Source organism: Bacillus sp. cl96, from assembly GCF_900100505.1.
In the GTDB taxonomy this organism is placed as follows: domain Bacteria; phylum Bacillota; class Bacilli; order Bacillales; family Bacillaceae_G; genus Bacillus_A; species Bacillus_A cereus.
Window position 1 is genome coordinate 143,259 of the sequence record NZ_FNDM01000007.1, and the last position, 13,687, is coordinate 156,945.

A 13,687-nucleotide genomic window follows, 5' to 3' on the forward strand; every position below is an offset into this window, starting at 1 on the left:
ACCTGACCTACCTGGTCAGGTTCTTTTCATTATGTATTCCTTTAAACTTGCAGTCCTCCGCTCACATTTAATACTTCACCTGTAATATAAGATGCGTATTCTGATGCTAAAAAGGCTGCTGCGTTCGCAATATCTTCTGGCGTTCCAATTCTACCAACTGGAATAGCGCCAACCATCTTTTCTTTCACTTTATCTGGTATCGTTTTGGTCATATCTGTATCCATAAACCCCGGACAAATCGCATTACAAGTAATACCGAAACTTCCAACTTCTTTCGCTGCTGTTTTCGTTAATCCTACAACTCCTGCCTTTGTAGCCGCATAATTTGCTTGACCTATGTTTCCTTCTCTACTAATTGAAGATATATTAATAATGCGTCCATACCCTTGTTGTCTCATGTAAAGAAGCGCGGGTCGCATACAATAAAAAACTCCAGTTAAGTTCACTTGTAATACTTGTTCCCAAGCAGACTTCTCCATTTTATGTAACATTGCGTCTCTTGTAATTCCAGCATTATTCACCAAAATATGTAATGTACCAAATTTTTGAACCGCATATTCAATTAACGACTTTGCTTCATTTTGATTACTCACATCACATCGATATGAGCACACTTCATATCCTTCATCTGATAACTCACGTGTCGTTTTTTGTAGATTTTCTTCATTTACATCGCTAATTAATACTTTCGCCCCTAGTTTTGCATAAACCCTTGCAATCTCTTTTCCAATTCCCTGTGCAGCTCCTGTTACAACAGCTGTTTTCCCATTTAAAAACTCCATTCCTATCCCCCATTTCTATTACTTATACTGTATATTTCGGCTCCTTGCTTTCCAATTCCTCTTTGTATAAAAAAGTCTATTTGTGTCAAACTAACTTTGCAACGTCGCATAAACGCAAGGAGATTGTGTCGAATGAACAAAAAGAATTTCAAACAAAGCAAAGCAACTGATGGCATTGATGTTGAGTTCTCTCGCGAACTCGCTGACCACAATGACTTAGAAGCAAACGCACGTGCAAATGCCGCTGATGCACGTCAAAAGCGCCAATCAACCGAAAAATAAGGTACATCACAACCTTATTCTTTTCAAAAGGGACCTACTACCCAACAAAATAAACCGAGAGACATCTCTCGGTTTATTTTCTATATTTTTTTGCATAATGAGCCAAAGTAAGCAATGGATATATATGAGCATAACTATGATAACGAATATAAAACCCACCTGGTAAACCTGTTCCAGTAGGATATTTTTCATTTATATAAGAGTTGGAGAGCAAATATGAAATACCTTTTCGAATGACTGGCGTTTCTTTATCATAGTAAGAAATGAGGGCATCTAACGCCCATGCTGTTTGGGATGGTGTACTAAATGGCAAAGTAACAAATCTTTTTTCCACACTACTTTGGCAAGATTCTCCCCAGCCACCATCTTCATGCTGTATATGTTCAAGCCATAAAGCTGCTCGTTTCACTGATGGATCGCTAGATGGTATTCCTAGTGACCGTAAACCAGTCAACACTGCCCATGTCCCATATATATAACAAATTCCCCATTTCCCATACCACGATCCATTTTCCTCTTGTACATTCATTAACCAATTTATCGCACTTTGTTTTTGTTTCTCGGGCAATTCATTTTGCGTATACGTTCCGAAAAATTCTAATACCCTTCCTGTAATATCTGGTGTAGAAGGATCTGTAATCATATCACTTGCATTTTCGATTGGTAAATTTGCTAATATACGGCTCGTTACCCCTTTTTCAAAAGCCCCCCAACCACCATCATTATTTTGCAATCCTTTAACCCAATTAACCGCTCGCTTCCAAGCAGTGTCTACATTTTCGTTCCCTCTACTTCGCGCCAATGCTCTTAACGCAGCAGTTGTATCATCAATATCTGGAATCGTCGTATTCACATCCGAAAAGCCCCAACCACCCGGGAAGAGATCCGGTGCATGTACACTCCAATCTACTTTCTTCGTTTGCTGTTTTCTTAGTAAATATGCTGATGCATTGTGAATCACTTTACTTGCTTTCGGAACTTGAGCTTCTTGCAAAGCATAACTGAGTAAAGCTGTATCCCATACAGTTGATGGAGAGTTTTGCAAATGGCTCCCTCTCTCCATCTTCCATATATAAGATGTGATTCCCGTTATAGCTTTTTGAATAATTGGTGATTGAATAGAATGTCCTAATGCAAGTAAAGCATAAATCATATAAAACGAGGCAGTTGCGTAGCTATATAATGTTCCATTTTCATCAATACGCTCTTTCATAAAACGTTCTACTTCCTCATATCCTTTATGATGCAAAGAAAGTGGATACGTTATAATTTTCTTCACGTCACTTACTAACGTTTGAAAAACTGGAGACCGGTCCTCCCGAAACCATTCTCCGCCCCCGCCTGCAATGTGATTTAAATTTGGCAATAACTTTTTCCCTACTCGAAATCTTTTATTTAAACACAACATCATCGGAATTAAATGAATACGTGCTGAGCTACTCAGTTCAAAAATACTGAGAGGGGAATCATTCTGCAGAAACATAATTGGTGTTGGCAAATGAAAGAGAGAAGGATATTCATATTCTCCATGAATCGCTAATAAAAACTTCGTCATAAAATGAGCACGCGCTACCCCACCGCGCTCATTTATAAACATTTCCGCTCGCTTCATATTCACATCTTCTTTTGTATATTTTTTCGATGCAAGTAAGGCAGCATAAGATTGAATTGTAGCAGATAAATTACCACCCACTTCATCTTCATACAATTTCCATGTTCCTTCATTTGTTTGGAGTGATGCTAATCTTTTTACAAACGGTTCTATCTCTTTATCTTTACCTAATAATTTTAATAAAAAAATCATATGACAATCTGTTAGTGGCGCTCCTTCAAAACAAAACCGCCACGTACCATCTTGCCGTTGCATTGTTTGAAGTGCAGTTGTTCTTCTCGCTATTTCTTCATGCACTTTTTCATATAATAACAAGTTGCTCACCCACCCTTTCGAAATCCGTATAACGATATTCAAAAAGGTAGCTGAATATGTATAAAAACAAAGAAAAGCAGAACATATAAAATGTTCTGCTCATAAACAATACCCTACTCCGACAATAATCCCTAATAAAGCACCGACTACTACTTCATACGGTGTATGCCCAACAAGTTCATTTAACTTCTTATATTCTGTTTCTCTACCGTGAAAAAAGTCATTCAATATTTTTGCTTGTTTACTTACTGCAAGCCTTACTCCTGAAGCATCATACATAACAATAATGGCAAAAATTGTAGCAACCGCAAACATCGAGCTTTCCACGCCTTCCACTACTCCAACTCCTGTAGCAAGCGCTGTAACTGTTGAAGCATGAGAACTTGGCATCCCACCTGAAGCAAAAAACTTTGCAAAATCAAATTCACCTGTTTTAACTAATTTGAAGACTACTTTCGTTAATTGTGCTAAAAACCATGAAATTACAGCTGCCATAAGCGGATCATTATGTAAAATTGTTTCCATGTTCTCAGCTCCTTACTGACTATAATGGAAATTCTATATAATATAAGTATAAAGAAAAATGCGTAGAAAATACTACGCATTATGATACTTTTGCTGATTTATTTTTTATAAATTTCGGTTGTTTCTGCACTAAAAACTTAGTCTTCGCTACCGAGAATACAAATAATGCAACCCATATACAGAAAAATGCAATCATATGAGTAGATGTGAAATGTTCACCAAATACGAATACACCTAAAATTAAGCTAATTGTTGGTGCAATATATTGTAAAAAACCTACCATATAAAGCGGAATAAGTTGGGCTCCTTTTGCAAAATAAAAAAGTGGTAGAGCTGTAACAATACCTGCTCCTATTAATAGTAATGTCGATAACATTGAAATAGATCCAAATGAGCCGAAACCATGGGCACCTGTCATAACAAGGTAAATGATTGCAAGCGGTGTCACTAACATCGTTTCCATCGTAAGTCCAATTGTAGCATCATAGTTTAACAGTTTTTTCGTTAATCCGTATAATCCAAATGAAAAGGCAAGTGAAAGAGAAACCCACGGAATAGATCCGAAACGCACTGTTAAAATGATAACCCCCACTCCAGCTAAACCAACTGCAACATATTGCCAGAAGTTTAACTTTTCCTTTAAAACGACTGTACCAAGTAAAATACTAATAAGCGGATTAATATAATAGCCAAGACTCGCTTCAATAACATGATTATGATTAACGGCCCATATGTAAACAAACCAGTTTCCGCTAATCAAGACTGAAGCTATTGTTAATGACATTAATAATTTAGGTCGTTTAAAAAGATTCACAAATTCCCCAATAAACTGACGAAACCTCTTCGTAACACCTAATACGAGTAACATAAAAACAAATGCCCAAACGATGCGGTGTGCTAATATTTCATCTGCTGGAACTTCCTCAACCCATTTCCAATAAATCGGTAGGATTCCCCACATCGTGTAAGCACCAGCCGCGTATAGTATCCCTTTTTTTTGCTCTGCTGATTGACTCCCCATCTTCCTTTTTCTCCTCTTCTCATTTTTTCTCCATTATACGGTCTCACATGCTCACTTTACCAATAATCAATCTGCATTTCTTTCGACATTTCTCATACAACGAATAATAAACATACCGTTATTACAACAAGTAACGGTATGCCGAAAACAAATTTCTTTTTATGAGTTTTATGATGAAACATATACATGCCGATCCAAGCTCCAACTGCTCCTCCAGCTGCCGCCGATAAAAACAACGTACTTTCTGGCGTTCTCCACTGTTTCTTCTTTGCTTTTCGTTTATCAAGCCCCATAAGGCTAAAAGCTATAACGTTAATAATAAGAAAATAAATCCATTTCATCGCTTTCTCTCCTTATGAAAAATTCGATTAATAGTAACACGAAAAAACGACGGAAACAACTGAAGAACTCTTTTTATCCAACTAGTTTCATTCCTTTTTCTTAATTAGTTACCTTCATATTTACATAACCAACTAAAATCGCAGTTAAAGCATTTAATATAGAAAAATGTTATGAGTAGAATCTTATATTTCATTACATTCATCCACTACCATATCATCAAAAAAATTGCTCTCAATCACTTTCTCATCAAAACGAAGAACTACAATTAGCCCTACATATAAAGAAACAAAATTTAGAAACCATTCCCCATTCTCATCTTTCTTAGCTAAGCATTTAAATATCTCTTGAAATTGCATACGCTCGTCTGCAGCAACAATGGGACGTACACCAAAATATTTCAATACAAGATTCAGCTTCAGCTGTACGGATAATGATAAAATATATTTTAATAGCTTCGTATACTCTGAACTATCTTTTTGACTATACAACTTCACAAGCTTTGGATGTAAATTCGAAATCGATAATTCCTCGTCAGTCACTCTAGTTACTTCTATCGTTTCAATCATCTTTTTCATATCCATCACATTCACCCCTTCTGAAAAAATTCTAAAGCCAAAGAGTACTTAATTCAAAATGTACAACAATTGTGCGTTTCTCGTCTCTCGTTCTTCCTCACTGACTAAATCATACTTTTTTAGGAGGTGAAAAACATCATTTAATAATTTCTGTGAATGAATACCTTGCAAAAAACTCTTTAACTCTTTAAAGATCCCTTCAGGTAAAAAATTCTTTTGACTTTCAAGCTTATTCATCACATCTTCAATAGAATGATCAATGTTACATGCCATACTAAACTTCCCCCTCTATCCTCTATAAATAATATCCTCAGCTAACGATGTAAACACTTCTCCAACAAGAGAATCTTCATCATATACAGATGAGCCATTATTTTCTTCACGTTTCGCAAAAGGTATTTTGGCAATTACTTCTGTTTGCAATTGTTCTGCAAGCATTTCGCCGCCGCCTTTTCCGAAGAGATAATTTTTCGATCCATCTTGTTCTTCATAATAAGCCATATTTTCCACAATACCTAAAATCTCATGCTTCGTATGTTTTGCCATTACACCAACTCTTGAAGCAACGAATGAAGCTATATTGTGCGGAGTTGTAACAATTATTTCTTTCGCTTGCGGAATCATCGCTGCAACATCAATCGCAACATCTCCTGTACCTGGTGGTAAATCAAGTAATAAATAATCTAATTCTCCCCAGTGCGTATTCGCAAGGAAATTTTGAATCCATTTATTTAGCATCGGTCCGCGCCACATCACTGGGTTATTTCCTTCTGTAAAGAATCCCATCGACATGATTTTAACACCGTGACTAATGACTGGAATTGCCGTTTGATCAATCATCGTTGGTTTCTTATTCGTTTCCATCATAGCTGGAATACTAAAACCATATATATCTGCATCTAATATCCCCACTTTTTTGCCCATACGAGCTAGTGCAGTTGCAAGATTAATTGTCACCGTTGATTTTCCAACTCCGCCTTTTCCGCTCGTTACCGTAATAAAACGTACTCCTGAATCCGGGCGAAGCATGCTCGGCATACCAGTTTCTGTTCTAGTATTTCGCTTTAACTTCTCTGTTAAAGCTGCACGTTCTTCTTGTGTCATAGAACCAAATGTTACCTCCACTTTAGAGGCACCAATTGCGTGAAGCGATTCTTCAATATCTTGTTGAATTTTTGCTTTTAACGGACAACCTTGGATTGTTAGTACTACTTCAAGTTTAACCTCTGTTCCGTTCATTTGTATATTTCTAACCATATTTAATTCTACAACACTTTTGTGTAACTCTGGATCCTCTACATGTTTTAATGCATTCATTATTTGTTCTTGAGTAAGCATAGAACTCATCCCTTCTCTTATTCTAATTTATATACAACATTTTCTTGGCACTTCATCTGGTGAAAAAGCTTATTATCCCCCGCTAACGGGTGGGATTAATGCGACTATATCTCCGGCTTTTATCATCTCTTCATTCATTACAAACTCTTCATTAACAGCCACCATCACTTTATCCAGCGATTGTAAACAATAGCTGGCTTTGAGCCATTCTTTTAATTGCTGCACTGTCATTTCTTGCTTTTCTGAAATTACTAATCGATCCGATCCAACTTCCTCACGCAAATTTGCAAACAGTAAAATTGTAATCATTTTCTCATTCTTCCTTCTTTGGTTTTCCTTCTGGATAAGGTGTGTTTTCAAGTTGATCTCCAACCCACATCGTTCCATCTTCCCAAAATTCTTTTTTCCAAATTGGAACGATTCGTTTTATACGTTCAATCGCGTACTCATTCGCTTCATAAGCTACTTTACGATGCGGTGATGAAACTGCAATGACTACCGCAATATCCATTATTTCTAGCCGCCCTACACGGTGCGTAATTGCTACTTTTGCATCCAGCCATCTTTCACTAATTTCTTCACCAATTCTCATAAGTTGTTTTACTGCCATCGGTTTATATGCTTCATACTCTAAATGTAGCGTTCGTTTTCCTTTTGTTAATTCTCTCACCGTACCAATAAATGTTGTAATCGCACCTGCTTCCCTTCTTGCGACTTTATTCGTTACTTCTTCAACTAAAATCGGTTTATCTACAATCTCAAATAGCACTTGTCCCATTAAAACCACCTCTCACTTTATGAAATGTCCAAGGCCATTCACTACCTTCGTTATCTTCTAATAAAAGAACATCGACAAACATATCTTTTTTATATCCTCTTGTCCCGCCCGGCAATACGATAAACGCGTTGGATTCTGCCAATGAAGAAACTGAGCTAGATTTATCAAACCCTGATGGATAAGCGATTAATTTCCCCTCATCATATTGCAATTTTGCTCGTACAAATCTTGTAAATGGATTCGGTTTTAGAAAATCTTCTCCTAATAACGCTTTTTCTCTTTTTAAATGTACTTTTTCACTAAACATATACGTCCGAATACACGGTCTTACGAATAATTCAAACCCTACGTAACAAGCTGATGGATTCCCTGATAAACCAAATAATAACTTGCCATTTAATTGTGCTACAGTCGTAACACTTCCTGGTCGCATTGCAACTTTATTAAAAAGAACAGATGCACCTAACTTTTCGTAAATAGCTGGTAAATAATCATAATCTCCTACTGATACACCGCCCGTTGTAATTAACATATCTACTTGGCCAAGCGCTTCTTTCACAGCTGTAAAACACGTATTAAAATCATCACTAAACTTCCCAAAATATTTTACTCTTCCGCCCGCTCTTCGAATTTGAGACAATATCATGTACGTATTACTGTTTCGGATTTTCCCTGGCTGTAAGGAATCATTGACATCCAGTAATTCACTCCCAGTCGCTAACAATCCAATTACAGGCTTTCTCGCAACTGGTACTTCACTATAACCGAATGTAGCAAGAAGAGCTGAAATACCTGGATTAATGTACGATCCCTTCTTTGCAAGAACGGTTCCTTTACGAGCATCTTCACCTTGAAAAGAAATATTGTCGCCCGTTTTGAATGATCGCTTCACTTCCATATAATTGTTGCCGTTCTTCTCATATTGACGAGTCAGCTCTAACATAACAACCGCATCACACCCATTCGGAATTTGTGCTCCTGTCATAATTCGAACTGCTTGAAATGGACCTACTTTCTCATGGAATAGCGATCCTGCACCAATTTCACCCACTACTTCAAATACAATTGGCGTTTCATAACTTGCTAAATTAGTATCTTCTGCTCGAATAGCAAATCCGTCATACGGCGAACGATTAAATGACGGTACATCATGGTCAGCTACTAAATCCTCTGCTAATATACGTCCATAAGCTAATTCAATTGGTAATAGCTCCTTTAAGCCCTTATCAGCAAATCCCATCACTTTACGAACAGCTTCTTCAACCGTAATTGGCACTCTTCTTTCCATTGTTGACACCCTCTCTATTAACCGAATACGCGATAATATAGTTGTTTCGCTTTCGAAATATCATTTGTACCATGAATAAAAACACGACCATCCCGAAAAAAAACGATGCGGTAATCATCGGATTGGCAAGATAGTAAATACGGATTCCGATCTACTTTTCCCAGTTTTTTTAATACTTTTTCTATATCATCAAAATTGTATTTCCTATTGTCTACTGTTCTAATTTGAACTGTATTTCTTCCGCATAGAACAGCTGCTTTCGTTTGATTTTCGTATGATAAATAAGGATAAGTTCGATTCAAACCGCATGAGAGACAAGCGTCTGTTTTTATTTTCCCTAATTTTATAAAATGATTTTGATTACTCCATATATCAAACATGAAAAATGTTTTTCTAATTGCTGAGAAATCTTCCACTAAAATTTTGAGCGCTTCTGCCACTTGATATGCTGCGACGATTTGAACAGTCGGGCTAATAATCCCAGCAGTATCACACGTCACACCTGTAACAGGGATATTTTTCAGCATACAATGTAAACACGGTGTCTCTTGCGGAATAATTATATAACTCATACCATATGATCCAACGCAAGAACCATATACCCACGGAATATTATGTTTTTGTGATAAATCATTTATTACAAATCGAATATCAAAATTATCTGTTGCATCAATGATTACATCTACATTTTTTAATAGACCTTCCATATTTTCTGAAGTTGCATCCATTACGAAAGCATGTATTTGTACTTCCGAATTAATTTGTTCTAGCCGATTTTTTGCAGCAATTGCTTTCGGCATTTTCTCTCTCGCATCTTGTTCAGAGTACAATTGTTGCCTTTGTAAATTACTCCATTCAACGTAGTCACGATCGATAATCGTCAACTTACCAACACCTGCACGTACGAAACTTTCGGCACTTGCACTTCCTAATGCGCCTGCCCCTACAATTAACACATGTTTATTTCGAATTTTTTCTTGTCCTTTACTCCCAATTGGTTTGAACAACTGTTGTCGTGAATACCGATCAGCCATTACATACCCTTCCTCTCAAGAACTCTATTTCATATTAGAATGTTGTTTCTGATAACAAGCAAAGTAAGCAAAACCAACAAACCCAGCTCCTCCAATTACATTTCCGATAAAAACAGGAACAAAATTTTTAGCCAGATCCATCCACGTTAGATGACCAGCAAAAATAACAGCGGAAATGACAAACATATTTGCTACTACTTGCTGAAATCCAATCACTACAAATGCCATAATTGGAATCCAAATTCCGATGATTTTCCCGACAAAATCACTCGTCCCGTAAGCGAGCCAAAGAGCAAGACAAACGAGCCAATTACAACCAATTGCTAAAATCAAAGTTCTCCCAAATGATTCATGTAACTTCCCTTCCGCTATCGCTACCGTTTTATTTAAATACTCTCCCTCTGTTAATCCGCCAAGATGTCCAAAGCAATACGCAACGAAAATTGCCCCAATAAAGTTCATGAGAGTAATCCAAACCCAGTTATTCAGTACACTTATCAATGTAATTTTCTTTGCATAAAGCGCCATAGACAGTGACATCATATTTCCCGTAATTAATTCTCCTCCTGCTAATACTACGAGCATGAGTCCAACAGGAAATACCGCTCCTCCTAAAACATTCACTAGACTTCCCCAGCGCTCAGGTAAATTCCCTAAAACTCGAATGTTAAGTAAAAAACCTATCGCAATAAACGCTCCTCCTAAAAAACCGAGAATAAGCATCGCTGGCAATGTCTGTCTTACTTTTTGAACACCGGCCTCAATGACAAGCTCAGCAATTTGTTCCGGCTTATGAAATGCCATTACCCATTCCTCCATTTTCTCCAAATAAAAAAGCAGCTTCAAAAAACCTCCTCAAAATAAAGGTTTTTGAATGCTGCTTAATTTCTCTGCACATCTTTTACAGAGATATCAATCATCACTTTTACTATAAAATAGAAAATCCACAACTCTTGTAAATTTTCCATTTTTCACTATGACGCTAGCTTTATATATTAACCACCGATATGTGACATTTCAATTTTAGGTATTGTTTTCTTATTTGTATGATTTAAGCGTTCATCTGAATAACGATCTTCCCTATTATTCCATATATCGCGTACTACATCTGTAATGTCCTCATCTGTATGTTCAGAACGAAGCAATTCTCTTAAATCATTTCCTTTAGAAGCAAATAAGCAAGTATATAATTTTCCTTCTGCAGAAATACGAGCTCTCGTACATGATGAGCAAAAAGAATCTGTTACTGATGAAATAATACCTATTTCCTCATCGCTTCCTATATAACGATACCTAGTAGCCACTTCACCAGAATAATTTGCTTCTATCCGTTCTAACGGCATAACTTGATGAATCGTATCTACTATTTCTTGTTTAGAGACGACCTCTTTTAAATCCCAACCATTATAATTTCCAACATCCATATACTCAATAAAACGAAGAATATGCTTATTTCCCTTAAAATATTGCGCCATCTGCAAAATGTCCTGTTCGTTTTTTCCCTTTTGAACGACCATGTTTATTTTAATTTTCATTCCAACTTCAGCTGCAGCCTGTATTCCTTCCAGAACCCTTTGCACTTTGCTCCTATTACCATTTAAATAGAAAAACCGCTCTTCTTCTAAGGAATCTAAGCTAACTGTTACACGTGATAGTCCCGCCTTATATAAATCAGGAGCAAACTTTTTAAGTAACGATCCATTGGTTGTTAAACCGATATCTTCTACACCATCAATTTTATTAAGGCGCTCAATAAGCTTTGGAAGCCCTCTTCGAAGTAACGGTTCTCCGCCTGTAATCCGTAATTTTCTCACACCTAAAGAAACGAAAATACGTGTTATCCTTTCAATTTCATCAAAAGATAAAATTTTATCATTAGACAAAAACGAGTAATCAGGACCAAATATTTCTTCTGGCATACAATATCGGCAGCGAAAATTACAGCGATCAGTAACTGAAATACGTAAATCCTTTAACGGACGTTGCAACTTGTCTAATGTAACTGATTTCATCTTCATTGCCTCACTTTTATTTTATATTTAAAACACGTTCTGGATGGGTATATACATTTAAGGAGTGATTACGAATAAATCCTATTGTCGTAATACCTAAATCTTCCGCTAGTTGCAAAGCTAACTCAGTTGGAGCTGATTTTGATAGTATAATTTCACAACCGATTTTTGCAACTTTCAATAATATTTCCGAAGAAATACGACCACTAAAAACAATGATTTTATCTTTTATAGAAATATCGTTTCTTAAACAATAACCGTAAATTTTGTCTAGTGCATTATGCCTACCAATATCCATTCGGCTTAAAATAATACCATTAACATCACATAAAGCTGCATTATGAACCCCACCAGTACGATGAAACGTATCCGCAGATTGCTGCATTTCTTTCATTAACCGAAAACAATCATCGGCAGCAACCTGTACATGGACACCCTTCATTTTTTTTGCACTTAGTGCATCATTTGCAAAAACAAACCCTTGCCTACTCATACCACAACAAGACGTAATATAGCGTTTATTTTGCATTTGTTCATAATACGGATTTACTTTTGTCGTTGTTACATGCACAAATCCTTCTTTCTCCTGCACCCATACACTATCAATGTCTTCATACTTCCGAATGATTCCTTCAGACGCTAAGAAGCCTATTACCATATCTTCTATATATTCTGGAGTACTAACCATTGTAACAAACTCCTGTCCGTTCATTTTAATGGTGACAGGAAACTCTGTTACAATGCTGTCCTCTATATGTTTAATTGCTCCTTGTTCATAACGAAAGATTTCTCTTTCTACCTGTATCGGTTTCACGATCAGTATCCTTCTCTCACGTTATATTTTTATCAAAAACAAATACAGAAACTGCAATATCTTCTTCTACTTTCATATCTGAAAACAAATTCACTAATTTCGCTCCAACAAGTTCCTCCAAATGTTCACGGGAATTCGCAGCATACACTTCTTGAATCATTTTCGTTCTAGCCATATGAACCATTTCCGCACCGTCCATCGTACTTGAAATAAATTTTTCAGTAGGTGTTAAGTTTCCATAAAGAGTCGCTATAGCCATATTTTCCGCAAAAACAGTATGAATTCGTTCTGGTCCTTTTCCGAAAAGTTCCTTTCGAAGTTTTCGTATCATATCATTAAATTCATGTACTTTTTTTGACATACAATTATACCTCCCAAAAGCCTCATTTTACTCTATTATATATTTTACCAAAATGAGCCTTCCGCCCAAACTATTTCCTACAAATATTTGGGCGGAAAGGTTCACTTCATGAAGTTTATTCGCCTTTTAACCCTTTCCCCATACCTTTTAAGAAATGAAGCCCAAACCCGATAGCACGGTTAATATCTGGGTCTTTCAATACTTTCATAAGATCGAATACCCCTACTTTTTTATTACTTTCTAGATGTTCATTACCTTCTTCTAGCCCGACTAATAAACTACCTATAAGCTTTTTCGTAAGTTCTGGGTCAAGTTCAGTTAACGCACCTGCAGCGCCCATCATATTATTAATTAAATTTGTAACAGGCTCACGAGTTACTTGACCTAGAACAATTTTCGCAATTGGTTCTTTCGCTTTTAGCATTGAATTTGCAGCTTCTAGCATTCCAATGTCATTTAATTCCCCTACTATATTAAACATCTGATTTAGAGCTTCTTCATTATTAGTTAGAAGCTCTTTTAAATCATCTAACTTTTGCTGTTTTATTTCTTCCTCAGTTAATTCTTGTTTTTGAATCATTTTTATAGGTGCAGCCATAGTTTTCTCC

The 13,687-nt window shown here is 36.5% G+C and carries 18 protein-coding genes; 1 reads left to right on the top strand and 17 read right to left on the bottom strand.

Annotation, left to right across the window (positions count from 1 at the left end; genetic code table 11):
- Positions 1-41: 41 nt before the first annotated feature.
- Positions 42-782 carry a 3-oxoacyl-ACP reductase FabG gene (fabG, locus tag BLT20_RS17060; protein WP_000395039.1) on the bottom strand — a complete coding sequence of 247 codons (741 nt, stop codon included), beginning with the start codon at positions 780-782 and terminating at the stop codon, positions 42-44.
- Between the two features lie 132 nt (positions 783-914).
- On the opposite strand from fabG, the gene BLT20_RS17065 reads away from it, so the two are divergent.
- A complete protein-coding gene (locus BLT20_RS17065; protein ID WP_001035815.1) occupies positions 915-1,064 on the top strand; it encodes a YfhD family protein in 150 nt (49 codons plus the stop codon).
- A 73-nt stretch (positions 1,065-1,137) separates the two neighbouring features.
- On the opposite strand, the gene BLT20_RS17070 is transcribed toward BLT20_RS17065, so the two are convergent.
- The 16 genes from BLT20_RS17070 to BLT20_RS17150 all read right to left on the bottom strand — a co-directional run bounded on the left by BLT20_RS17070 (position 1,138) and on the right by BLT20_RS17150 (position 13,677).
- Complete coding sequence (locus BLT20_RS17070; RefSeq protein ID WP_000928147.1) at positions 1,138-2,991, bottom strand: terpene cyclase/mutase family protein; 1,854 nt, start codon at positions 2,989-2,991, stop codon at positions 1,138-1,140.
- A 99-nt stretch (positions 2,992-3,090) separates the two neighbouring features.
- A complete protein-coding gene (locus BLT20_RS17075; protein WP_000447820.1) occupies positions 3,091-3,516 on the bottom strand; it encodes a divergent PAP2 family protein in 426 nt (141 codons plus the stop codon).
- Positions 3,517-3,595: 79 nt separating this feature from the next.
- Positions 3,596-4,537, bottom strand: a complete 942-nt coding sequence (gene rarD / locus BLT20_RS17080) for an EamA family transporter RarD (protein ID WP_000535539.1) — start codon at positions 4,535-4,537, stop codon at positions 3,596-3,598.
- Positions 4,538-4,629: 92 nt separating this feature from the next.
- Positions 4,630-4,878, bottom strand: a complete 249-nt coding sequence (locus BLT20_RS17085) for a DUF1294 domain-containing protein (protein WP_000871349.1) — start codon at positions 4,876-4,878, stop codon at positions 4,630-4,632.
- Positions 4,879-5,061: 183 nt separating this feature from the next.
- On the bottom strand, positions 5,062-5,460 hold the full coding sequence (locus BLT20_RS17090; protein WP_000367303.1) for a hypothetical protein: 399 nt from the start codon (positions 5,458-5,460) through the stop codon (positions 5,062-5,064).
- A 42-nt stretch (positions 5,461-5,502) separates the two neighbouring features.
- The gene (locus BLT20_RS17095; protein WP_000752375.1) at positions 5,503-5,727 is read right to left on the bottom strand and encodes a hypothetical protein; all 225 of its coding nucleotides are present in this window, start codon (positions 5,725-5,727) and stop codon (positions 5,503-5,505) included.
- A gap of 15 nt (positions 5,728-5,742) precedes the next feature.
- Positions 5,743-6,792 (bottom strand): P-loop NTPase, encoded by a 1,050-nt coding sequence (locus BLT20_RS17100; RefSeq protein WP_000957508.1) that lies wholly within the window; start codon positions 6,790-6,792, stop codon positions 5,743-5,745.
- Positions 6,793-6,864: 72 nt separating this feature from the next.
- On the bottom strand, positions 6,865-7,101 hold the full coding sequence (gene moaD, locus BLT20_RS17105) for a molybdopterin converting factor subunit 1 (protein WP_000628500.1): 237 nt from the start codon (positions 7,099-7,101) through the stop codon (positions 6,865-6,867).
- Positions 7,102-7,105: 4 nt separating this feature from the next.
- On the bottom strand, positions 7,106-7,570 hold the full coding sequence (moaE, locus tag BLT20_RS17110) for a molybdopterin synthase catalytic subunit MoaE (RefSeq protein ID WP_000531881.1): 465 nt from the start codon (positions 7,568-7,570) through the stop codon (positions 7,106-7,108).
- Positions 7,551-8,858 carry a molybdopterin molybdotransferase MoeA gene (gene glp / locus BLT20_RS17115; RefSeq protein WP_000442200.1) on the bottom strand — a complete coding sequence of 436 codons (1,308 nt, stop codon included), beginning with the start codon at positions 8,856-8,858 and terminating at the stop codon, positions 7,551-7,553. Before glp ends, moaE begins: the two co-directional genes overlap by 20 nt.
- Positions 8,859-8,875: 17 nt before the next feature.
- Positions 8,876-9,892: a molybdopterin-synthase adenylyltransferase MoeB gene (locus tag BLT20_RS17120; protein ID WP_000785261.1), complete on the bottom strand. Its 1,017-nt coding sequence runs from the start codon at positions 9,890-9,892 to the stop codon at positions 8,876-8,878.
- A 24-nt stretch (positions 9,893-9,916) separates the two neighbouring features.
- Positions 9,917-10,696 carry a formate channel gene (locus BLT20_RS17125; protein ID WP_000863998.1) on the bottom strand — a complete coding sequence of 260 codons (780 nt, stop codon included), beginning with the start codon at positions 10,694-10,696 and terminating at the stop codon, positions 9,917-9,919.
- 191 nt (positions 10,697-10,887) lie between these two features.
- Positions 10,888-11,904, bottom strand: a complete 1,017-nt coding sequence (moaA, locus tag BLT20_RS17135) for a GTP 3',8-cyclase MoaA (protein WP_048655750.1) — start codon at positions 11,902-11,904, stop codon at positions 10,888-10,890.
- Between the two features lie 16 nt (positions 11,905-11,920).
- Positions 11,921-12,718 (bottom strand): formate dehydrogenase accessory sulfurtransferase FdhD, encoded by a 798-nt coding sequence (fdhD, locus tag BLT20_RS17140; protein ID WP_000802695.1) that lies wholly within the window; start codon positions 12,716-12,718, stop codon positions 11,921-11,923.
- A 16-nt stretch (positions 12,719-12,734) separates the two neighbouring features.
- Positions 12,735-13,079, bottom strand: coding sequence for a Na-translocating system protein MpsC family protein (locus BLT20_RS17145; RefSeq protein WP_000039582.1), 345 nt, complete (start codon positions 13,077-13,079; stop codon positions 12,735-12,737).
- Positions 13,080-13,194: 115 nt separating this feature from the next.
- Positions 13,195-13,677 (bottom strand): helical membrane plugin domain-containing protein, encoded by a 483-nt coding sequence (locus BLT20_RS17150; protein ID WP_000729898.1) that lies wholly within the window; start codon positions 13,675-13,677, stop codon positions 13,195-13,197.
- Positions 13,678-13,687: the final 10 nt, after the last annotated feature.